Annotated in this window: 16 protein-coding genes; 5 read left to right on the top strand and 11 right to left on the bottom strand. The window is 42.0% G+C overall.

Annotation, left to right across the window (positions count from 1 at the left end; genetic code table 11):
* Positions 1-103: 103 nt before the first annotated feature.
* From C7475_RS04455 to C7475_RS04435, 5 genes are read left to right on the top strand one after another with little or no spacing between them, the layout of a single operon-like run.
* The gene (locus C7475_RS04455; protein WP_110051520.1) at positions 104-1,033 is read left to right on the top strand and encodes an ABC transporter ATP-binding protein; all 930 of its coding nucleotides are present in this window, start codon (positions 104-106) and stop codon (positions 1,031-1,033) included.
* A 21-nt stretch (positions 1,034-1,054) separates the two neighbouring features.
* Positions 1,055-3,358 (top strand): Gldg family protein, encoded by a 2,304-nt coding sequence (locus C7475_RS04450; RefSeq protein WP_110051518.1) that lies wholly within the window; start codon positions 1,055-1,057, stop codon positions 3,356-3,358.
* Between the two features lie 12 nt (positions 3,359-3,370).
* Entirely contained in the window at positions 3,371-4,720 is a 1,350-nt protein-coding gene (locus C7475_RS04445) for a DNA mismatch repair protein (RefSeq protein ID WP_110051515.1), read from the top strand.
* The gene (locus tag C7475_RS04440; protein ID WP_110051513.1) at positions 4,717-6,030 is read left to right on the top strand and encodes a DNA mismatch repair protein; all 1,314 of its coding nucleotides are present in this window, start codon (positions 4,717-4,719) and stop codon (positions 6,028-6,030) included. The genes C7475_RS04445 and C7475_RS04440 overlap by 4 nt, the downstream gene beginning before the upstream one ends.
* Before the next feature lie 52 nt (positions 6,031-6,082).
* The gene (locus C7475_RS04435; protein WP_158286420.1) at positions 6,083-8,893 is read left to right on the top strand and encodes a pitrilysin family protein; all 2,811 of its coding nucleotides are present in this window, start codon (positions 6,083-6,085) and stop codon (positions 8,891-8,893) included.
* Positions 8,894-8,972: 79 nt separating this feature from the next.
* Here C7475_RS04435 and C7475_RS04430 read toward each other — a convergent pair whose 3' ends face one another.
* From C7475_RS04430 to C7475_RS04370, 11 genes are all read right to left on the bottom strand, one after another.
* Positions 8,973-9,527 (bottom strand): hypothetical protein, encoded by a 555-nt coding sequence (locus C7475_RS04430; protein WP_146217463.1) that lies wholly within the window; start codon positions 9,525-9,527, stop codon positions 8,973-8,975.
* A gap of 163 nt (positions 9,528-9,690) precedes the next feature.
* The gene (locus tag C7475_RS04425; RefSeq protein ID WP_110051505.1) at positions 9,691-14,544 is read right to left on the bottom strand and encodes an FG-GAP-like repeat-containing protein; all 4,854 of its coding nucleotides are present in this window, start codon (positions 14,542-14,544) and stop codon (positions 9,691-9,693) included.
* A 1,071-nt stretch (positions 14,545-15,615) separates the two neighbouring features.
* The gene (locus C7475_RS04415) at positions 15,616-16,140 is read right to left on the bottom strand and encodes a hypothetical protein (protein ID WP_110051501.1); all 525 of its coding nucleotides are present in this window, start codon (positions 16,138-16,140) and stop codon (positions 15,616-15,618) included.
* 180 nt (positions 16,141-16,320) lie between these two features.
* Positions 16,321-16,596, bottom strand: coding sequence for a hypothetical protein (locus tag C7475_RS04410; protein ID WP_110051499.1), 276 nt, complete (start codon positions 16,594-16,596; stop codon positions 16,321-16,323).
* 517 nt (positions 16,597-17,113) lie between these two features.
* Positions 17,114-17,944, bottom strand: coding sequence for an RHS repeat domain-containing protein (locus C7475_RS33120; protein ID WP_255412630.1), 831 nt, complete (start codon positions 17,942-17,944; stop codon positions 17,114-17,116).
* A 362-nt stretch (positions 17,945-18,306) separates the two neighbouring features.
* The gene (locus tag C7475_RS04395; protein ID WP_110051495.1) at positions 18,307-18,831 is read right to left on the bottom strand and encodes a hypothetical protein; all 525 of its coding nucleotides are present in this window, start codon (positions 18,829-18,831) and stop codon (positions 18,307-18,309) included.
* Positions 18,832-19,045: 214 nt separating this feature from the next.
* A complete protein-coding gene (locus C7475_RS04390; protein WP_146217462.1) occupies positions 19,046-19,936 on the bottom strand; it encodes a hypothetical protein in 891 nt (296 codons plus the stop codon).
* 401 nt (positions 19,937-20,337) lie between these two features.
* The gene (locus tag C7475_RS04385) at positions 20,338-20,931 is read right to left on the bottom strand and encodes a hypothetical protein (protein ID WP_110051489.1); all 594 of its coding nucleotides are present in this window, start codon (positions 20,929-20,931) and stop codon (positions 20,338-20,340) included.
* 108 nt (positions 20,932-21,039) lie between these two features.
* The gene (locus tag C7475_RS04380; protein WP_110051486.1) at positions 21,040-21,675 is read right to left on the bottom strand and encodes an SMI1/KNR4 family protein; all 636 of its coding nucleotides are present in this window, start codon (positions 21,673-21,675) and stop codon (positions 21,040-21,042) included.
* Between the two features lie 221 nt (positions 21,676-21,896).
* Positions 21,897-22,559: a hypothetical protein gene (locus C7475_RS04375; protein ID WP_146217461.1), complete on the bottom strand. Its 663-nt coding sequence runs from the start codon at positions 22,557-22,559 to the stop codon at positions 21,897-21,899.
* A gap of 283 nt (positions 22,560-22,842) precedes the next feature.
* Positions 22,843-23,178 (bottom strand): hypothetical protein, encoded by a 336-nt coding sequence (locus C7475_RS04370; RefSeq protein WP_110051482.1) that lies wholly within the window; start codon positions 23,176-23,178, stop codon positions 22,843-22,845.
* Between the last annotated feature and the right edge of the window lie 125 nt (positions 23,179-23,303).

Below are 23,303 nucleotides of genomic sequence, written 5' to 3'. Positions count from 1 at the left end.
GGCAATCGGAAGACCGGTACTTCCCCCAGATTCATATTTATGCCATTAATAGTGTAAGCACAGGCTTACGCCAGCTATTTTATTATTTGATAATCCGTAATGAATGGAAAATACCATCGTAAAAGTTGAAAACTTGTCTCACCGGTACGCATCACAGTGGGCGGTCAGAGACATAAATTTTGAGATCAGCAGCCAGGGAGTTGTAGGACTACTGGGTTCCAACGGAGCTGGTAAATCTACCACAATGAATATCATCTGTGGGGTGTTAAAGCAGTCTAAAGGAGAAGTATTTATCAATGGTATCAACCTGAAGAATGATCCTGTAGCTGCTAAGCGTAATATTGGTTTTATGCCGCAGAAGCTGCCATTGTATCTCGACTTTACGGTAGAAGAATACTTAACCTATTGCGCCGAGTTGAGAATGGTAGAAAAAGACCAGATAAAGAAATCGGTCACAGATGTACTCGAAAGATGTGGTGTAGCGCATTTCAGGGAACGGTTGCTTCGTAATCTCTCCGGTGGATATCAGCAGCGTGTGGGCATTGCGCAGGCTATCGTGCACAATCCGAAGTTTGTGGTACTGGATGAGCCGACCAATGGCCTGGACCCTAATCAGATAGTTGAAGTGCGTAACCTGATCAAACAGATTGCACTTGACCGCGCTGTATTGCTCTCTACACACATTCTCACAGAAGTGCAGGCCACCTGTAGGGAAATTAAAATGATCGAAGAAGGACAGATGGTATTTTCAGGTTCACTGGAAATGTTTGATAATTATATAGAGCCTAATACACTCGTAGTAACACTGGATACACCTCCTGTAAGTGATGCATTGATGAGTGTGGAAGGTATCAGATCGGTAGAGCAACTGGCTCCTTACCGTTACCGTCTTGGTTATGATGGTGAAAAGAAAACTGCGCAACGTTTTGCTGCTGCCAGTGTGAACCAGGACTGGGGACTGATGGAACTGATCATAGAGAAAAGTTCGCTGGATGAAGTGTTTGCCAGACTGTCAAAGAAATCAAATAAATAAAAGCTGATAATAAGATATTAAATGAGACGCATTTTTAAGATCGCCAAGGCAGAATTGTTTACCTTATTTTATTCGCCTATTGCCTGGATGATATTGGTCGTTTTTGCCTTCCAGACAGGAATGGCTTTTGTCGAGCATTTGCAGGAGATCCTTCGCGCAAAGGAGATAGGTTTTGGTAATTCCTTTATCACAGCTTCCATATTTTCAGGCGAGATCGGTCTGTTTAAGACTGTTCAGGGATATCTCTATCTGTATATGCCTCTGCTGACCATGGGATTGATGAGCCGTGAGCTTAGCAGTGGTTCTATCAAGTTATTGTACTCTTCACCTGTAACCTCTGCACAGATCATTTATGGGAAATTCACCGCTATGATGCTTTACAGCCTCATGCTTGTCGGTATACTGATGATATATGTAGTGATAGCGATGTGCAGTGTTGCACACTTCGACCTGCCTTCTGTATGCTCGGGGTTATTGTCGTTGTACCTCCTGATGTGCGCATATGCCGCTATTGGTCTTTTTATGTCATGCCTCACTTCTTACCAGGTGGTTGCCGCATTGGGAACACTTGTGCTGCTGGCTGCACTCAGCTACATGAATAAGGTATGGCAGGAAATAGATTTTATTCGTGATATCACCTACTGGCTTTCTATTTCAGGTCGTTGTAACGAAATGATAAGTGGATTGATCTGCAGTGAAGATGTACTGTATTTTATTATAGTCGTTGCCATGTTCTTAACCCTGAGTATTCAGAAATTACAGGCTAACAGAACTCATGCTTCATATGCACTGGTATGGGGCAAGTACTCGGTGGTGGTAGTGCTGGCGATGATGCTGGGTTATGCTACCTCCCGTCCTATACTGATGGCATATTACGATACTACAGAAACGAAGCGCAATACGCTTACGCCCAATAGCCAGGCTATTATGGCTAAACTGGATGGTGATCTGACAATCACTACCTACGTGAACCTGCTTGACAGAGAGTACTACAATGGTATTCCCAGTCAGGTGAATGAAGATAAACAGCGTTTAAAACAATATATCCGCTTTAAACCGGAAACTAAGCTTAAGTACGTTTATTACTACGATAAGCCTAGCAATAATCCGCGCCTGGATTATGTGTATAAAAATAAGACGCTCGCCGAAATCGCTCAAAAAGAAGCGGCTATCCGCGATCTGGATATTGATATGTTCCTGACGCCAGAGCAGATCAAAAAACAGATCAACCTGACAGATGAGGGCAACACCTTTGTTCGTTTGGTTGAAAGGGGAAATGGACAGAAGGCCTGGCTGAGGATTTATGAGGACATGATGAAATTCCCTGATGAAGGAGAAGTCTCAGCTATGTTCAAGAGAATGGTTATGAAACTGCCAAAGATCGGTTTCCTGCAAGGGCATGGAGAAAGAAGTATTGAAGGCGATAGACTGAAAGACTATACACTCTTCTCTTCTGTAAAAACTTTCCGTTATGCACTGACCAATCAGGGATGTGATGTAGAACCACTTGATCTTAGCGGCGATAAAGAGATCCCGAAAGGAATCGACATCATTGTTATTTCAGATATGAAGGAAGCAATGGATACTGCTACTAAGAAGAAACTGGATGCCTACATTGCGAATGGCGGTAACCTCGCCATCACACTCAAACCGGGTTCGCCTATAATGGAATCTTTTATCGGGCAGTTTGGTGTTAAAACTATTCCTGGTCAGCTGGTACAGCCTAAAATTGATGTAGCAGGAAACGTTGTCATGGCAATAGCTACAGAAGCTGCTGAGAATGTTGCACCAATATTCAGACTAATGCGCGAGCAGCACAGATATGTCGGTATGGTGAAAAGTGCTGGCCTGCAATTTAGCCCTGATAAAGGTTTTAAAGCAGTTCCCGTGTTGCAGACTATAGATACAATGAAAACATGGAATGAGCTGCAGACAATCGACTTCGTTAATGATTCTGCTTCAGTAGATGTTGCATCCGGTGAAAAGGTGGACAGTTTTGTGACTGCCTATGCCGTTTCAAGAAAGGTAGGAAATAAAGAACAGCGTATTATGATCATGGGAGATGCCGACTGTATTAGTAACGGTGGTATGAACCCGCCAATAAGGCGTTATGGTGCTTCTAACTTCTCGTTTATACCAGGCATGTTCCACTGGTTATCTTATGGTACCGTACCGGTGGATGTAAGCCGTCCGCGTTCTTCTGATAATGATACTTCTCTCACTAAGGTGCGTGTGAAAGTGGCGAAGTATGCGCTGATGTGGGCCATCCCGGGAATCTTATTAATTGGTAGTACCATATTGCTGATCAGAAGAAAAAGAAAATAAATATTCGCTGGTATGAGCTTGATGACGGATAAACAAACACTGAATGATCTGAATATCTTCGGTAAAGGCGGCAGCAATGGTATCTATGCCATTTTCAACCGCACGCATACAAGAGGAGGATCAGAACTACTGGAGGAGATGTTCCGCAACCCTTTGTCGGAAGTGGATGCAATCAATGCACGCAGTACTGCCATTCGTTCCTTCGGAGCCAACGGTCTGACTTTTCCTTACGATGCGACCTGGTTCGATGGGGCGGAGCAATACTTACAGAATACTGATGAACGCAGCCGGCTTAGTGATCAGCAGGATAATCTGAGCAGGAAGTTGAATCAGTTCATAGCCGGGGATAATGCCTACAAAGCTATCGAGAAAGGCGTAGAAAGCCTGATCTATATATTACAAACTACCATCCGGTTTGCTGAAAGTATACAACAACAGGCAATGGCTATTTCTTACGGTAAAGAGCTTGCGGCTATAGAGCAACTCCTGAAAGAGGAGGAACTGCAGCCGTTGTTACATGAATCTGCCAGACTAAAACTACCCTTTGCCAAAGTTGCGGAGTACGATAAAGTACTCCGCTTCCGGCAACGGGACGTAATGAAACGGCTACTTTATCTGCTTTATCAAACAGACGTTTATATCTCCGTAGCCCGCATCACTACGGAAAAGAATTTCTCTTTCCCGCTTGCTTTGCCGCGTGAACAACAGACCGTTATCCTCGAAGATTTTTACCATCCTTCGTTAACGACGCCTGTAGCAAATTCAATTGTTATTACTCCTGCCAGTAATGTAATTTTCCTGACAGGTGCTAATATGGCAGGTAAGTCTACCTTCATGAAGGCCCTGGGAATTTGTATATACCTGGGGCAGATGGGGTTTCCCGTACCTGCTTCGAAAATGGCGTTTTCGGTGAGAGACGGGATCTTTACAACGATCAACCTGCCCGACAATCTTAGCATGGGCGCCAGCCATTTCTATGCCGAAGTATTGCGCATCAAAAATGTTGCAAGGGAATTAAGCAGGGATAAATATCTTTTTGTCATCTTCGACGAGTTGTTCCGTGGAACAAATGTAAAAGATGCGCATGAGGCTACCATTGCCATTACCAGTGCCATTGCCCGTAGAAAGAACTGCATGTTTATGGTCTCTACACATATCATTGAAGCAGGTGAAGTGCTTAAGACGCAATGTGAAAATATCAACTTTGTGTTTCTGCCAACGTTAATGGAAGGTAGTAAGCCTGTATACACGCATAGGCTGCAACCGGGCATTACGGCCGACAGGCACGGTATGGTAATTATTAGAAATGAGGGTATCCTGGATATATTGGCCAGAAAAAAAACAGTAAAGAATAACGCATGAGCTTTATTGCAGACAAACAAACGCTGGACGATCTGTCCTTGTTAGGGAAGTTTAACCCTGGCTCTGTTTTTAGTCTTTTTAACCAGGTGAAGACCAGAGGTGCAGAGAAATTACTTGATGTTATGTTCCTTCATCCGTTATCGGAAGTAGAAGCGATCAATAAGAGGAGTGCTACTTTCCGTTACTTCAATGAGCATCCTGTCGACTTCCCTTTTGATGGCAGGCAGCTGGAACGCATGGAATCCTACATGGACGAAGGCGGCGACGGAAGTTATGTCTTTGCACTCTGGGAACTGAGCCGGAAGAAGGCGGCAGCAGTGTTGGTAAAAGATGATACCTACGAACTGGTCTTAACAGGCATAGACAGCAGCTTATCCATATTGAAAGCCTGCGAAAGGCTTTTGCAACAACTGGAGCGGGAAGGACGGGATAAAGATCAGCCCTGGAATAAATGGTCGGAGATCGTACGCTGCATCGTTAGAGATGTGCGGTTTAAGGATTTTTACAAGCCTTCCAGATCTCTGCTTGATAATGTCCGGTTACATCATATACTGACAGGCATATTCCGTAGTCAGTTAAAAACGCTGCTGGAGCTCATCTATGAAACAGATCTGTATATAGCAGTTGCAGGAGTGGCCAAAGCTAAAGGGTTCTCCTATGCGCAGGCCTTGCCCAAAGAGCGGAATATGTTGGAAGCCAAAGGACTAAGACATCCGGGGCTTGATAAAGGTGTGGCCAACTCATTATCCTTTAACGCAGGTACGAATGTATTGTTCCTTACCGGTGCGAACATGGCGGGTAAGTCAACGTTAATGAAGTCTGCAGGTATCCTTATTTACCTTGCACATATGGGATTCCCGGTAGCAGCAACAGAAGTACAGTTCTCTATACTGGATGGCATTTATTCTTCAGTGAATGTCCCTGACGATCTGAATAAAGGATATAGCCACTTCTATGCAGAAGTGCTCAGAGTGAAAAAGGTGGCAGAAGAAGTTGCTGCGGATAGATCCTTATTTGTCATCTTCGATGAACTTTTTAAAGGTACGAACGTTAAAGATGCTTATGATGCCACGCTGGCTGTAACGGAAGCTTTCACTGATTTTACAGATTGTTTCTTCATCATCTCCACGCACATATTTGAGGTCGGACATGCATTGAATAATGGCGGCACGCAGATCGGGTTTGAGTTTCTTCCTACCATCATGAATAACAACGTTCCTCAGTATACATATCAGCTGCAGAAAGGTATTACAACAGACAGGCAGGGTATGATCATTATCGAGAATGAAGGAATATTGGATATGTTATAATTCAAAACTTATAGTCCTCCGAAAGAGGATGTTACAACAAAAAGAAGATTTTATGCATTATCGCCATTGGGCTGCTGCAGGATTAGTACTGCTGTTGATAAACGGAAAGACGGCATTTGCGCAGCACCAGGACCAGCCTATACCGCTTGATACAGCTGTTCGCACAGGAAAGCTGCCGAACGGATTTACCTATTATATCCGCAGAAATGAAGAGCCGGAAAAGCGGGCTTTATTCTACCTGGTAAATAAAGTGGGCTCTATCCTGGAAGATGAAGATCAGCTTGGGCTGGCGCACTTCATGGAGCACATGAACTTCAACGGTACTACCCATTTTAAAAAGAATGACCTGATCGATTATTTGCAGAAAGCAGGCGTAAGGTTTGGTGCAGATCTGAACGCTTATACCTCTTTCGATGAAACAGTATACCAGCTGCCTATCCCGACAGATAATCCCGCTATGGTAGGCAAGGGACTGAACATCATGCGTGACTGGGCACACGAGGCTTTGCTGGAAGCAGAAGATGTTGATAAGGAAAGAGGCGTCATCCTCGAAGAGAAACGGTTACGCGAGGGGGTAGGAGCAAGGATCCAGGAACAGACCCTTCCGCTGCTGCTGAATAATTCAAGATATGCTGTAAGGCAACCAATCGGTACCGACAGTATCCTCAGGCACTTCCCGGTAGCCGCCATCCACAGGTTCTATAAAGATTGGTACAGGCCTAACCTTCAGGCGCTGATCGTAGTTGGTGATGTTAATGTTGATGCGGTTGAAAAGCAGATCAGGAAACAGTTTTCCGACCTGAAGAATCCTGTTAATGAACGTCCCCGACCGGAGTATAAAATTGAGCTGACAGGTAAGAACCAGTTCAAGATCCTGACTGATCCTGAAATTACAGCAACGGAACTGGAACTGCTGATCAAACATCCGGGATCTAAAATGATCACCACGGCCGATTATAGAAATGCTATTAAAAAGGGCCTGTTTAACCAGATGTTGAGCCACAGGATAGGGGAGTTAAGCCAACAGACAAATCCTCCGTTTTTGGGCGTAAAAGCGGGTATTGGGGGCTTTTCCGGTGGGCTTGAGCAGTTTACCTATTCAATTACTGCGAAACCGGGAAAATTGCAGGAAGCATTTGCCGGCACCTGGCTGCTGATAGAACAGGTAAAACGTTATGGTTTTACCCAGGCGGAGCTCGACAGGGTTAAACTGAGCTATGCAACAAATATGGAATCTGCCCGGCAGGAGAAAAGCAAAACGCCATCTAACAGTTATGTTGAGGAATACAAGCAGCTGTTCCTCCAGGGCGCGGCCTCTCCGGGCCTCGACTGGGAATATGATTTCGTAAAAGCAACAATGCCGGGGATCACATTAGATGATATCAAAGAGGTTGCGGACTGGTTTATTACAACCACCAACAGGGACATCTTCCTGGTAGCGCCCGAAAAAGAAAAAGGCTCCCTTCCGGATTCAGTTACTGTAGATGCCTGGTTTAATCAGATGACCACTGCCGCTATTCAGCCATACAGCGATTCAATAACAACCGGTGTTTTACTGAAGACCATTCCGGAAGGCGGTAAAGTTGTTTCCAGCGCTACGGTCGACGCGCTGGGGATCCGGCAACTGACATTAAGCAACGGTATCAAAGTCTGGCTTAAACCTACCAGCTATACAAATGATCAGATCCAGTTTATGTCTTTTGCCCCGGGTGGGATCAATAAATACCCGAACGAAGAGTATCCTACGGCTGCCAGTACTATCGGCATTATCGGCGGTAGCGGACTGGCCGACTATTCTCCAGTTCAATTATCAAAAATGCTGAATGGAAAATCAGTGAACGTAGGTGCATATATCGGCGGCCGTAGCCAGGGGGTAAATGGTGGTTGCAGGTCAGAAGATCTGGAAACTGCTTTGCAGATCATTTACATGTGCTACACAGCTCCGCGTAAAGACCAGGTGTTATTCGACAATGCGATCGCCAGGTCTAAAGAAGCTGTCAGGACCAGGTACGATGATCCTGGCAACGTATTCAGAGACACTGTCAGCACTGTACTAAGTGGTTATAGCTACCGTACAAGTCCTCTTACGCTGGAAAGATTGGATAGCATCGATCTTAATAAAGCCTTGTCTATTTATAAGGACCGTTTTGCAGATGCTTCTCAGGCTAATTTTGTTTTCGTAGGCAACTTCAACAAAGACAGCATTCAGCCGCTGCTGGAACGTTATCTGGGAGCATTGCCTGCTTTGAACCTGAAGGAAAAGGGGATCACCCTGCATTCACAAGTGCCTAAAGGCAAACTGGTGAAGGTAGTGGAAAAAGGTAAAGACAATAAAGCTACAGTATTGCTGGTATATAACGGCGACTGTGAATACAGTACGGAAGCCAACCTGCAGATCCAGGCGTTAACGGAAGTGCTTCAATACAGACTGTTGACCAGCCTGCGCGAGATAGCAGGGGAAGTGTATACGCCATCTGCCCAGGGCAGCATGATGAAAGAGCCTGATCAGCGTTTTGCCATTAATGTTTCTTTTGGTTGTGCACCGGAGCATGTGGATCACCTGGTGGGATTAGTAGAGCAGGATATCATCAACCTGCAAAAAAAAGGCGCTACAAGCGATGAGCTGCAGAAGTTTAAAGCCGGATTTAGAAAACAGGCTGAGTTGCAGGTTAAAAGCAATGATTTCTGGCTGCAATACATCGCGGGTAAGTTAGAGAGAGAGGAGGAGCTGAAGCCATTACCCGATGTGGAAGAAAGACTGAAGCAGATCACAGGGAAGTCCTTGAAATCAGCCGCTGAGAAGTATTTAAGCGGCGAAAACGTTATCCGGTTCGTATCACTGCCAGAGAAGAATAAACTATAATAACCGCCATTTTAACATTGGTCACCTGAGTAAAAACAAAAAAGCCGTCTCATTAAATAAATGAGGCGGCTTCTTCGTTTTAGTCATTCAAACCGAGATATGCTTTAACCGCGGTATAATCGGACCAGTCTACTTTAGCAGCAGATCTTGCCTCGTTATTTCCGGGTACGATCATGTACCGGTATTGTTGATACTTCTTACCATTAGCAGAATAGGTACTTACGTCCACATTGGAAAACAACTCAATCTTCTGCGCATAAGCCCTGAGCTCGATGTTAATACCGTTGCTACCAACATAAGGCAATGGATAAATAAGAGGATCACTTGCTTCGTCAGTGTTGATGTATGCTTTTACATCTGCAGTGCTCAACATCTCCACAGTGAGTTTAGGTGCGTCAATAACAGCATAGTAGCCTATCGTATCAATAGTGCCTCCTGATGTGTGTATGGTATCGGGCTTAAACGGCAGGTCCAGCCATTCGGAATAGATCACATTGCCGGAACCGGAATCGCCTTTTGGACCGGCCGGACCAGCAGGACCAGGAGCGCCATCTTTACCACAGGATGTTACGAACATAGCAGAAAAGAGTCCTGACAGGACAACTAATAGGGAAACAAGATTACGTCTTTTCATATATAAGTTAGCGTTAACGGCGTGAAGGGATTGGAGTTTCACGCCAGGTTCTGATTTAAGGGCGCTAAAGTACGAATTCTTATTAAAAATTTAAATTGCGCTATCCCAATAAAGAAATAGGCAGCCTCAATTGCTTTTGAGGCTGCCGGTTTTATTTTATCTGTTATTGCTTTACAAATTTGATCGACACCGGCGGTCCTTGCTTTCTCCGCAGCAGGACTGTATAGGCGCCACTTACAAGATGCGCTGTATTCAGCGTAACGGTAGTTTGATTACTGATATTATACCCTTCCAATACAAGCCTGCCGTCTGCACTGTATATATCCAGCGTCTGCCACCTGTTGGTTAGTTTTAAGGGGCCGATAGTGAGTGCAACACTGACAGGGTTCGGATACAGTTTAATACCCACGCTTTCAGCGTTTACAGGATCGATACCCGTTATAAGAACAGTTTGTTCTTCAGAATACTTAATTTTCAAACCGTTGCTTTTCAGGACGCCTTTAACTCTATACGTGCCTTTTTTGAGTGCTCTGTATACAGTATCAGCCGCCGCGGGTATTACCTCTTCCCAGTTACCGCTTGTGTTCTTCATTTCCCATGTATAAACGACGGCAGTATCAGGATTAGTTACCGTTAAGGTGAATCCTTCGGCTGTAAGAAGTGGTATTTCCAATGTCTCAATAGTGTGAGGGTCTGAATCCTTGTCTTCGTAACAGGATACTCTCCTAGATGCGCGTACGTGGTATGTGCCTGTCCTGGCAGCCAGGTGTATGGGGCCGCTACCAACCTCTTCCCACTCCCAGTTTGGATATTGAACAAACCACGCATAGGTAACAACAGTATCAGGATTGGTTACCGTTAACGTATCTCCATCAACTGCAACCAGCGGGGTCTCTATACGTGTTGAGATTGAGAAGGATGTATCCGTATAAGTCACCGCTGCGCAAGGAAGAGTTGCCGGTGGTATAATAGCAAAGAAATATCTTTTATTGCCTGCTATATTGTCTTTTGGTAATTCAAAATCCAGCTGGCTACTATAATAGGTTTGAGAAGATATTGCGGAAAAAGTGCTGCCATTAATACTTTGCCATAGTTCAATCTTTGAATTGGGATACGTATGAGCTCCAATATATGATACGGTTACCGGAAGCTCAGCACAGATCTCGGGTGCGATTGATATCGTGCCTGTTTGTATCTCCGTAGGATACACAATCAGATTGATGCCCTTACCTGCAGTGCCATCCCCCACGCAGCGATAGTAATAGCCATTCCAGGAGACCGGAACGTTATGCATTTTTAGTGTCGACGTTGCAGCACCGCTATAGTTTGCATTATCTGAAATTTCCTTGAAACCGCTACCAGTATTCACCTGCCATTGATACTTTGTACTGGTAATATCTGTCGTAAGCGTAGTGTCCGTTGTGGAACAAACGGTTACTGTCTTTTCATCCTGTTGATTTCTGAAGATGGAAATGTAATTATCGTTATAAGTTGTTACCGCAATATCTGCCTTACCATCTCCATCAATATCTCCGATCTCACCATCTCCTATGTCATTGTTGAAGTACTTCTTCGCATCATAATAACCTGGAATAGCAAAGGAAATAATGCCCGGGGCGCCCGTATTGCGGAATAACAATAACCTGCTATGATTTCCATTATTATCTAGACTGTCTATTTTTACCATAATGTCAGGCAGGCCGTCGCCGTCCAGCTGTCCTGCTGCAATATAACCCTGGCCATGACCAATATTGTAAGTAAGTGCAGGTACGAAAGAGATGTTTCCGGCGGCTGTTGTATTTCTATAAACAACAAATGACTTGGCGTTAGAAATGCTGGCCACCATATCCATTTTATCGTCATTGTCGAAATCTGCTAAAGCCATTCCGGCAACATCGTTAGACAGTGAGATAGAAGCGCTATTTGTAAAGGAAATGCTGCCCTTTGTACTTGTGTTCTTTAATACATTGATAGTTATATTGCCGGTAGTGAAAGAAAGATCTGTTTTGCCGTCATTATCAAAATCCGCAGTGCGGAGATGGTTTGCAGCAGAAGACAGCATGATGTCCGCTCCATGTGTAAATGAAAGGACGCCATCATTACCCGTATTCCTATAGGCTATTAATGCAGCATTTTGTCCATTGTTCCCGGCAGCGATAATGTCCGCTTTCGCATCGCCGTCAAAGTCGTTGATGATAATATCGTTCAGGCCAATACCTTGAGCTACCGTGGATTTGGGTGCGAATGACAGATTGCCCGGCGTACTGGTATTACGGTAAACCTGGATCTGTGTGCCGTTGTCGTTGATGACAATATCAGGTCTTCCGTCGCCATTCACATCACCAACAGCTGCGCGGACAGGACGATCTGCATCGTTAAAGTCGCCAATATATTTTTGATAGGCGAATGATACGATACCGTTCGTGCTGACATTTCGTGTCACTGTAACAAGTTTATAATCAATATTGCGGGACACAAGGTCGGGCCTTCCGTCACCATCCATATCTGCCATGAAAATTGTCCGGCCTCCATCGTGGTACCATTCATTGATAGCTTCTGGCCCTTCTTTCCAGACAAACGAAGTCGCGGTGAATGCCGTATCTCCACCAATAAAGGTCGTATTAAACGGTTTGTTGGCATAGGCTGTATGATTGTTCACGGTAACTGTCAGCGGTGCATAAGTAGCACCCGTTGGTACGGTTACTTTAAGTGAAGTACGGGAGGCCGCCGTAACCGTTGCTTTCACAGCGCCAAAGAATACCTGGTTAGCGCCAGCATCACTCCGGAAGTTGGCACCGGTAATAGTTACCGTTGATCCGGCCGGAGCGGCAAGCGGTGAAAAGGATGTAATAACAGGCGGTGGAAATGAAAATATAGCTGAAGAGGTATCGGTGCCACCAGGTACGGTCACCACAACACTTCCGGTAGCACCTTCGCTGATCACTGCCGTAATAGTATTTGCAGATTGTACTGTAAATGATGCCACTGGCACACCGCCTACCAGTACGCTGGAAGCACCTGACAAACCAGTACCTGTAATCGTAATAACAGTGCCCTGATCTCCCTCAGTAGGTGTGAAAGAAGTAATAACAGGAGGCGGGTAATAGGTAAACCCTGTTAAAGAAGATGTTCCATATGGCGTAGTAACGCTTACACTACCGCCTGATCCATCCGCAATAGCAGCAGTAATACTCGTAGCGGAATTTATGGTAAATGAGGCAGCAGGCGTACCGCCAAAACGGACTGCAGTTGTGCCGGTAAGATCAGTTCCCTTAATTGTGATAGTGTCGCCTGTTTTGCCGGCGGTAGGTGTAAATGCAGTAATAACAGGTGGTGCATGAAAGATGAAGCCGTCAAGTTTTGACGTACCATATACATTAGTCGCCGTCACCATGCCTGATGCTCCTTTTCCTACAACTGCCCTGATGGTCGCGTCGTTCACAATTGTAAAAGAAGATGCTGGCGTACCTCCGAAACTTACTGTGTTTACTTTGGCAAAATTTTTACCTGTTATTGTGATCGTGTCTCCTTCTTCGCCTTCAACCGGTTCGAAAGAAATGATAAGAGGTTCGTTCGCCCGGTTCCTGAATACCATAACGGAGCTGCCGGTAAATTCAGGTACCACCAGTTCTGGTTTTGCGTCTGCGTTCAGGTCTCCGATAGCAACCCTGAAAGCACCCGGAGCGTAATATGTCGCTACTGGTCCGAAAGAGATACTCCCCGCAGCAGAGATATTTTGAGATATTAATAGTGTTCCGTTAGGGTTTGATATGGCAATATCCGGTTTGGCATCGCCGTCCAGATCGCCCATTGTTATATCCCACGGACCATAGAGGGTGTTGAATATAGGGTAATCTACTTCGGGTGCAAAAGAGATAGCACCCGTTCCTGAGATATTGCGTAGTATTGAAAATCCGGAACTGTGACTGACAGCGATATCTGTTTTTACATCGCCATCCACATCACCTGTTGTAACCCCTGAAGATTCGGCCTTGACAGCGACATCTATCTTAGTGGCAAATGAAAAAGTTCCTGAATTGCTTGTATTTCTGTGTATTGATACAATGGCTGCCTGCTGTGTTGTGGTCACTATATCGGGCTTGCCATCACCGTCGAAATCAGCAATGCTGATGCTATAGGGTAAAAGCCCTGTAGGGATATCAGCTTTTGCAGCAAAAGATATCGTTCCGCCCGTACTGGTATTTCTCAGCACACTAATAGTGCCGGATACATAATTTAATGTTACCAGGTCGGGCTTTCCGTCCAGATCGATATCGCTTATCAATACTCTGTAAGGACTGGAACCCGTTGGATAGGTTACAGGCGCCGCGAGTGAAATCGCTCCTCCCGTGCTGTTGTTCTTATATATCGATACATTCCCACCGCCGGAAACATAAGTCGCTGCCAGATCTGGTTTGCCATCACCATCCAGGTCTCCTGCGGCAATGTCATAGGGCATGTCGGCAATGGGAAAATCCTTTTTGGCGGCGAATGACAAGTGCCCATCCGTTCCGGTATTGCTGAATACAGATAAGGTAGAAGCGGGCACGTTAGCATTGCAGACAGCCGCTATATCCGGTTTGCCATCATTGTTCAAGTCTGTAATGGCAACGGCATAAGGGTATAAGGAGGATACAAGCGTATCCGGATAGGGATACGCGCCACCTCCCTCCAGGCTTCCATCCGGAAAAGTCACAATAAACCGTCGGGCCGAATAAGCCGTAAGATTACTGACAGTAACGGAAATGGGCATAAAGGTAGCTCCCGCTGGTACAGTAACTGTCAACGAATTGGCTTCTGCAGCTGTTACTGTGGCTTTTACAGCGCCAAAGAAAACTATGTTATTATTAAGAACTGCACTGAAGCCAGTACCTGTTATAGTAACTGATGTACCAACAGGGCCTGAAACCGGTGCAAATGATTGAATTACAGGTTGTGCAAAGATCTGCGTTGATAAAAAGAACGAGATCAGAGACAACAACCATTTTTGAATGGTAGTAGGGAGGAGTGTATACATGGAAGAGGGTTATTGCAATTGTATGTTTGATTAGGTATAGATTCGGGGTACAATGTAAGGTAAATTCCCAATATTGAGAATTATTCAGGGGAAGCCTAAAGGACCGGTGAAAGGTTGTTGGAGCATGGAAGCGGGGAGTGGTGCTTCGATTTACATTGGTAATGACTTTAAATTAGCATAATACTCGTTTGCAAATTGTAAGGTCGTAGGAATACGATACTATTATCTGAGTGCATCCGGGAACTGCATCAATGCAACTGAGGATGGTCTATTAATATCTCTTAGTAGTTGTGAATAGCAAACCTCGAAGATTTTACTCTTAGGATAATCGTATGATATAAAATAGCTGAAATTCTTACTGAGGCTTTCAGTAGGCAGAGGTTTAGTCTTCTGCAAGAAAATACTATCCGAAATAATTGTTCTAAGAAACCTATCTAACTTTTGACCGGAGAGAATTTTATGACTTTTATTCATCAAATCATAGCACATCCCTTTATTTTTTCCTTTGTCGTTAACCACAAACATCAAACTGGCTTGGGCAAACGCCCGGACCCCAATGATTTTTATATTCGTATATTTTTTTGACAGTGTATTGCCAATGCTATCAGCTTCGGACAAATACCGATCTAAGCGATAATGGGAATTGTAGGAGCATTTGCACTCAGATAGATTTTGGGAATAGGTATAGTTGAACTTGAAGAGTGCTAATAAACAAAATGTAAATATCATACTACTTATCTAGAAATATTTAACTATGAATGAAAATTGTCTCATATTTTGATAGACCTTTAGAATACTACCAGCACTTTTGACGAAAGAGCCTGTATTAATCCTTCAATCTTTGTTTTTGAACTTCAATTTCAATTTTATCTTCAAGCCTTTTATCACTACTAAATTTGAACGGATCACGCAAGTATGTAGATGCCGGATTTGCCTATTGTATTTTTTTACCGAAATTACTCTTCCGTAAGCAGACTCACAATAGTCGCGTATTTATAATGTTTAGTATCTTTATAGATTTTAACGTTCCCATGTGCGCGGCGGCTTTTGCTTATTGCCTTTAAAAATGAATCACTTGGTCTGTTCTTCTAAAAAGAATATGTATAATTTCAGGCACTTTGTAAAGGGACGATCAAAATTATTAAGCAAGACAGAGTTGCATATTTCTTTCAGCTGCACAGATGGATAGTCAAATGAAATAAAATAGCTATAATCGTGGCTAGGCATTCGCGAAGGATTGTTTTTTGCTGTATGTATAAACGAACTATCCCTGACCAAACATTGTAACCACGTGCTTGTATTATTATCAGTAATGATCTTATATTTTTTTGTTCTGAGGTTATAACAATAAACTTTTTCTGAGTTGTTTTTAATGACAATAACGGTAACCATTGCAGCTGCTAAGCCCCGGCTGCCAATCACCTGAACAGTTTCTTTTTTATTTGTTCTTACTTTGTTAACTATACTATCTAAAGTTGAAATGTAAGATTTCATATCAAATGAAGAAGAGTAAGTGCATTCGCATTCCCAATTGATTTGAGCTTTAATATTTTTATTTAAGAACAATAACAGTATCAAAAAACTTAAATAGCGCATTTTTTCTTTATTGACCTTAATAATTGCATTAGGCTAAGTATCCCTTGAGCTCCTGTGTAGTCCTGAACATACTTCTTTCCGAGATTTGCTGATCTGTCGCAAGAGGAACAAAAGACGATCAATAAGTTCTATTCATGTGTAATACATTGGAAATTGGAATAAGATGAGATACGATAAATTTTACCCACGAATACCATTTTCATAGTGAATATGTTCCTGACCGGCCGTAGTAAACTTACCAATAAACTCTGAGGTGGAGTGTTCTTCCTTTTTTTGCTTAAAAGTTCCCGAATTAATGGCCCAGTCGTAAACCCCGACATTAAGGGGATATTCTGTTAGAACACCTGTTAGTTTATGCAAAAAAATCCATTCTTCGGCAAGTTCCTTTTCAGTAAAAACACCGCTAGCAAACCGCCCGTTTATGCCATGAAATACCCAAATCGAGTTGATATTCATAAATTTTTATTTTCTATTATAGTCGAACTATTTAGTTTTTTCCATAGGGCATCAAGTAATTTAATGATCTAACAAGAAGTTTGCAGGACGTTAACGTTTGAAAAAGAATGCCCCTGGCAATTGCCAGGGGCGGATAACCGGACACTTTAGACTTTCCGGTCAGCCTCAAAATAAGTTCTCCATTGTCAGTTTCTCACTTAAGGAATTGTCACAAACAGTGAAATTATCTGCCCCAATAAAAAGAGAAAAACGAGCAATGTTGGCAACGAAATGATTACATTCCAATTAATTAAAAGTTTTCGCAACTGCCTCTTTTCTCGGTAATTATCGATTATTATTTCTAGTGAATAATAGACTCCAGCTAACAATAGGGGCATTATGAAAAAGCTGCTAAGTATTCTATGCCAACTGCTGTTGGGGTTAATGATCCCCAATAGATTCACTAGTAGATACTTTAGTACAATTATTCCAAAAACACAAAATGAAAATGTAGCTTGTTTTTTTAAGCCCATAGAGTTTATTTCTTTGTTTTAACAAATTGTACACCTGTATAAATGTATCCTCTGGTTATGGCCCGCTGGTCAGCATTAGTATCCATCCCATTGAAGGTTATTATACTACTTAGATTGGCGCCTGTTTTCAAATCATCAAGTGGGACACCAATCAAATTAAAAGCTTTGCCCGTTAGAAAGTTGCCGGCATCAGAAAGATTGTATAATCCATTATCTCTGTCAAATTTAATAAATCCGCCTTGCCCCTCCTCTGGAAAAGCACCATTGTCTCCTGTTGCATTGCCTGCTTTACGGGAAGCACTAACCATTTCATCCGCAAAATCAAAAGCACCATGCCCCAAACCGAATAAATGAGCCAGTGAAGTTAACGCATCCATTGTTGTTGGTCCATCAAGGGCCTTATGTAGAGTTTTGATTTGCCCAATTCCCACACTATTGAAAATTGATGCTATTTTATTGTCGGAAATGGTGGTAAATATCCGGGTTCTGTCCTGACCGCCCCAATCAGCTACATTATATCGAAATTCTGGAGCACCGAGCATAGCGTCGACTTGTTGATCATCGAGAGGCTGATCGTTAAATTTCAATTCATGTCCCTCCGAATCAATGATTTTGTGCGGGCCTTCTGCCTGTTCCACACTTACGACATATCCTTCAGCATTTACGCGTATAATATCTTCTGGACTCATTCCCTCAGAGTCAATAAATCTATTTGGATTATCAAAGGCGTAGTTGTATGGAGAGTGTCGTCTCATTTCCTCAGTTAATGGATCGACGGCATGCCATCTCCCCACTTGCGAATCATACATTCTGGCTCCATAATCATACCATTCCAAACCACTCCCATCGCCAAACTCCCTATTCTGTAATTCCTTACTATCTTATTTCAGCCTATTCTCCGAATAATTCATTCCTTTCAACGCATTCGTAGATATCCCCGCTATCGTCAACCCATACGGATAATAATGAGTCTCCTCCAACAATGGCCCGCTACTCACGCCTAGAACAACATTATCAAAGAACACATCCTGCTGGCTTTCATTGAGGGCCAAATCAGAAGATTATAGAAACTTTAGTTTTCAACTAAGCTGCCTTGTCGCTCATTAGTTATTTATCAGACAGTTCATCTGCAGCATATAGAATTCCTGGTTGCTTTAGAGCGATCTGTGTGACAATGTACTTCGGAAGTAAATAATATCTAATTATTAGGAATCTCGATACTGCTAACTATCTTCTTAAATAATTCTTTCCTCCTCAACATCTGTCCATCATTGCTATAGTTCGCATAGAGATTCAAAATACATAAGTTTTTTGTTGTATTGAACAACATTCTGCTAACGAGATATCTATTAGCCTTATTGGCCATTTGAGGAATTGAATAGGTGATCAGCAATGATTCTTTAGGCGATCTTAATACCTCACTTTTTATTATTACACAGTCGCCATTCAAACTTTTAATCATTTCTTCTTCCATATTAAGTCTTGATGTCAAGTTTTTGTCGGGGTGGAACCGCATTTCTATATCTATCAACATAGAGGAATCAGGGACTATAAAATGCAGCCTAAATTTCAACCCATCTTCAAACGAATTTTTAGGTTTAAATTCTCTCATCTCTTTTGGAATAGAGATACTGCATATGCCTTCCGGCAATTGTATTCGTTGAAGCTTTTCCTGTTTGCAGCCCAAAAATATAAAAGCACAAATCACTATATAATATTTCATTATCTCCGAATTTTAATTGCTGGATTAGGATTAGCCTCGCGATCTTGAAAACGTCTCAGGTAGTATTGCCTTATTACACCGCTATTGTTGTTCGGTTTTAAGAAGTCGCCTATTTGACATCTTGGGCTTCGACAAAAAGACAACACGTTAAATAGAATGTAATTAATATTAGGATTCGTCTGCTAGTCATACAAATGTGAGTTCTGAAATATTTCTATCGATTCTCGTTCAAACTTTTAGTTAGCTGGTTAATTTGTTCTTTTTGCGTGCGTAACATTTTATCCTGCTCAATCAGGTGCAGCGTCAGTTCCTCAATCTTTTGCAGTAATATTTTATTCATCTCACCCAAGTCCAATCCCTTTGCTGACACTTCCTTCGCTGAAGGCACATCTGGTAAATGCCTATGCTCCTTTATATAAGCCTCCATATCAGTCAGTGATGGCAAATGATACTCCGGTTCAAACACAAAATCAGCCCAATCAGCCTGGCTTACTTTTACTCTCATAGCACCAATGCTGCCTTTTACAGCTAACTTATAAGATCCGGCAGTCGTTGTACCAATAGCAACCGATCCATTGTTTGATATATTTATTGCGCCATCACCATTAGGCGCTGTTCCGCCAAGTTTTAAATACTGCCCACCCTGTTGAATATAAAACCTGCTATTAACTGCAGACTGTAGTGAAATTGCTGCATCATTGTCATTTGGACCATAAATGCTGACTTTAACATTCGGGGAATTGGTTCCTATTCCCAATCTCTGGTCTTGTGTAATACGCATAAATTCGCCAGTCACTCCACTACCATAACGTACCAAAAATTTCATGGCAGACAGCGTTCCCGCAGATATCGTTCTCTCCATCTCTATTCCGCCCACATGTGTCCCTGCCATGCTGAACTTGAGGGCACCAACGGCGCCAAATACATTACCACTATTGCTCAACTGAAGGTTAGATGAGCCGCTTGTGACTACCTCAAGCCTTTCTGCCGGAGTAGTTGTTCCAATACCAACGTTTGTACCGTCATTAGTAAATGTATTTTGCGAAAACACGAAGAATGGCATTGATGTAATAAGAACGGTCGATAGAATCTTTTTGCTGGTCATATATTGCATTTTGAATGTTGTAGCTGTACGTACAATCAGCCATATTTTTGCTTAGAAAAAGTAAACGATTTTTTTTTTCCTATCTCGTAGAAAGGGCTAAACAAGCTTGCGCAGATTTATCGTAAGCCGACTTACAATAATCCAAGTATTCATATGTATAGGCTAAGATCTAAATTGAAAATGCTGATTTTATACGAACAAAGTATAGGTAACCACAACGGCTATTGGGCAACGTAAAACTTTTCTTGTTGGCAAAGGTCATAAAACAGTACGAAAAATCACATAACACATTCGTTGTACATTATTTATAGTGTTTTACCAAATCCATTGCTAAACAAAGAAAATGATTATAAACGCATTGTATTTGCGCCGGGAACAAATCAGAAGATTATAAGAACCCTTTAGTTTTCATGCCTGCAGTACCCCAAATAAAACATTGGTCTTGTCTTCTCCATAGATAATTGAGAGATCTTGTGTAAGTAGCCATCCTTTATCACTAGCGTATCACCTAAACGGCTGGATTTCTCAGTCTCATATTTCAAATACAGGACGGTACCATTCTGCTCCCATGTTCCGGTATACCACATGTCGGAAAAGAAAACTCCAGTCCAATGTAGCTCGAAAGACTTGTCTTTTCTGAATTTTAGTGTAGCCTGATTCTGTGTGCCTTCGTAACAAGCTCTGATAACAACGTTACTTTCGATAACCTCTGAACTTAAGCGATACGGACTGAAGAAAGTGTAGTATAATGAAAGAAGGCAGAGAAGTGTGGGGATAATTGATGTTAAGGATATCCTGGATCTGTCCATTATCATTGCACATAGGCCTTTAAGAAAGTATATCAGAATTATTGTAATTCCTATCGGGATGAGCGTGGTTAGGGATACAAATATAGCTCCTTTTAGATGCTTATCAATGTGGTAGTAAAAGATGATAAGCAGAAGTGTTATGAAACATATTATGTAAGGCGATAGTGTTTTGAATACAGGTTTCATTTTGAGCGATTCAATCGTTGTTGCGTAGTTTAACTAAATATCTGCGATGTCTGTGCAGGTTCAATGCGTCTGTAAATAGTAACCATTGGCTGCTATTTATGGGAGGAACTAGTATTTGATGTTTAATTTTATTTTCTCTCCATCTTTCAGATTATATATTTGTTTGGCCATGTCTGCATTGTAGGAGATATAACTTGGATAAGAGTTAATGTAAAAGTTACTGACAGAATAGTCTCCACCCATAACAAACGGTAATTTAGGCTGTAACCGACTATCAAATGGGAACTCATGATCAGCCTTCCATTCTTGTTCATAAATCCTCCCTGTTAAATACTCAACATCTGCAACAAAGACGTCCATCCATTCAGCGAAGTTTTTAGCTAGACGATCAATCTGGCCAGATTCAATATTGAAAAGAGAAACTTCTCCATTATGTTCATCAAACACAAATTGATTTCCAAATATATCCTGTCCGAAAGAAAATACATCTTTAAATAGAAAGTTAAACTCCTTTTTAAACATACTATTCACTACTATAATGTTATTGAACCCGTGACTATTGCTGTGATCATAAATTTGGAGGGATTGACCAAAGAAAAAACCTCCATTCTCAATGAATGAAATGAAATCGAAATAATCTTGGTCTTTGACTGACAGTTTACAAATCGCTACTGTATCTATATTTGATTTATAAGCGTTTGCCTGCTTTAACTTATTATCTAAGAAATATTTAAATTGTTTCATTGTGCAACTACTTGTTTCTTTACTTCCAAATTAATGACTCTAATTTGTACACGGATATTGTCTTGAGAAGATCTTAACCAATGACCTAAGAATGAACCTGCTCCATGATTACCTCCCGATGCGATTCTTACGCTAAATTTGCCTATAGGAATCAGTACGAAAGACGGAATGGGAAAGACCTATAAAGAATAAGAATCAAGAAAATTTTTCTGTTTACAGGACTATCTCATCACAACTCCGCCGATAATCTTTTGAAATAATTGCTCTCCAATTACTCTTTCGTCTTTAGTATTATAGCCATACAACATATTAATCCCAACCAATCCCGCTGAAGTATTAAACACCATGCGTTTACCAACGTACTTTTCTTTTTTAGTACCGGGACGGAAATACTCGCAGGAAATAAATAATACAGTCCTGTTGTTAACAGGACGAACTTCTTTACTAGTGATTTTTTTATCTACACCACTAGCTCTAAATAGCAATTCTTCTTCTTCAGACTTCATGTATGAACGTAATTGAATGTATTGTTCATAACGAACTTTTATTTGTACTTCTAGAATTGAGTCTTTAGTAAGAAAGTACTTGTTATATTTGAAGTTATCCCGAAAATAGGTTGCTGAACTATCTTCTTCCATATTATTTGGAATTGCAAAAGCGAATCTGCCATCGAATAAGGTTATTTTTTTAAACTCGGTATCTTTAGATCTCTGCAGAAATGCTGTAAACAAAAGAAAAATATACTTTACCATTTTTTGTTTTAATAATATTGGATTAGGGACGGCAATATGGTTACCCAATCGTTGGAGATAATATTCTTTTATTAATCCCTGATTACTCGGCGCTGTAATTAGATCACGTTGTTTGCAACTCAAATTCAGCACCTTGTTCAGTAATTACTCTGACCTGAAAGCCCAGGGCATATCCAGCGGATGCAAGCTGAGTGAGCAAACGATTTTGTCTTTCGTATCTGAAAATGCGATTTTCAGAGAGGTGCTATCTATTGCCGACTCGCTAAATAACATTGAGCCGGCGAGCTCCTTATCATACTTGAACCTTCTTTTAAAATTACGAACAACGCAATCTGCCAATTAAACAGGTATTCTTTCTCTCTTTCAAAATCGGATTCCAATATCTCCACTTGAGGGAAATTCTGCAATCCAAATTTTAGTAAATGATAGGATAGTTATCCTGGATAAATCTTCTATGCGATATTTTGTTTCTATAAATATATCTATGAAAGTTTTCCCAGGGGCTTACGTCTAAGATATAACATTTACTGGGAGCTCCCTGATTATTTCCTTCTCCTAAAATTACCAACGAGCCTAATACCGGAGTTTCGATATACACCGCTGGTATTTCTTCCCAGATGGATCGGTCTTTTCCGCCGAATGGTATGCCACCGAACAATTGTTTCGAAATTATTTCTGCTAACTCTTCAAGAGATAGATGTGTCCTCATTGCTGCCGAGCCATAGATCTCAGTAACTCCCGGATGTTTCATTATTTTTAAATGTTGTAGTATGAGGTATAGGTTCGTTCTTGAATAAAATGATTTGCGGACATCGCTGATGTGAAGGTATATTAAATTATTAATATCTTACTGACACTCTCAGGTAGTCTTATCAT

The organism is Chitinophaga sp. S165, from assembly GCF_003182155.1.
Taxonomy (GTDB): domain Bacteria; phylum Bacteroidota; class Bacteroidia; order Chitinophagales; family Chitinophagaceae; genus Chitinophaga.
This window is presented reverse-complemented; position numbering and strand designations above follow the sequence as displayed.

What these genes read in the sequence shown, in the direction of transcription:
- C7475_RS04455 (WP_110051520.1), top strand. Translation starts at nt 104, where the DNA reads ATGGAAAATACCATCGTAAAAGTTGAAAACTTGTCTCACCGGTACGCA.
- C7475_RS04450 (WP_110051518.1), top strand. Translation starts at nt 1,055, where the DNA reads ATGAGACGCATTTTTAAGATCGCCAAGGCAGAATTGTTTACCTTATTT.
- C7475_RS04445 (WP_110051515.1), top strand. Translation starts at nt 3,371, where the DNA reads ATGAGCTTGATGACGGATAAACAAACACTGAATGATCTGAATATCTTC.
- C7475_RS04440 (WP_110051513.1), top strand. Translation starts at nt 4,717, where the DNA reads ATGAGCTTTATTGCAGACAAACAAACGCTGGACGATCTGTCCTTGTTA.
- C7475_RS04435 (WP_158286420.1), top strand. Translation starts at nt 6,083, where the DNA reads ATGCATTATCGCCATTGGGCTGCTGCAGGATTAGTACTGCTGTTGATA.
- C7475_RS04430 (WP_146217463.1), bottom strand. Translation starts at nt 9,527, where the DNA reads ATGAAAAGACGTAATCTTGTTTCCCTATTAGTTGTCCTGTCAGGACTC.
- C7475_RS04425 (WP_110051505.1), bottom strand. Translation starts at nt 14,544, where the DNA reads ATGTATACACTCCTCCCTACTACCATTCAAAAATGGTTGTTGTCTCTG.
- C7475_RS04415 (WP_110051501.1), bottom strand. Translation starts at nt 16,140, where the DNA reads ATGCGCTATTTAAGTTTTTTGATACTGTTATTGTTCTTAAATAAAAAT.
- C7475_RS04410 (WP_110051499.1), bottom strand. Translation starts at nt 16,596, where the DNA reads ATGAATATCAACTCGATTTGGGTATTTCATGGCATAAACGGGCGGTTT.
- C7475_RS04395 (WP_110051495.1), bottom strand. Translation starts at nt 18,831, where the DNA reads ATGAAATATTATATAGTGATTTGTGCTTTTATATTTTTGGGCTGCAAA.
- C7475_RS04390 (WP_146217462.1), bottom strand. Translation starts at nt 19,936, where the DNA reads ATGACCAGCAAAAAGATTCTATCGACCGTTCTTATTACATCAATGCCA.
- C7475_RS04385 (WP_110051489.1), bottom strand. Translation starts at nt 20,931, where the DNA reads ATGAAACCTGTATTCAAAACACTATCGCCTTACATAATATGTTTCATA.
- C7475_RS04380 (WP_110051486.1), bottom strand. Translation starts at nt 21,675, where the DNA reads ATGAAACAATTTAAATATTTCTTAGATAATAAGTTAAAGCAGGCAAAC.
- C7475_RS04370 (WP_110051482.1), bottom strand. Translation starts at nt 23,178, where the DNA reads ATGAAACATCCGGGAGTTACTGAGATCTATGGCTCGGCAGCAATGAGG.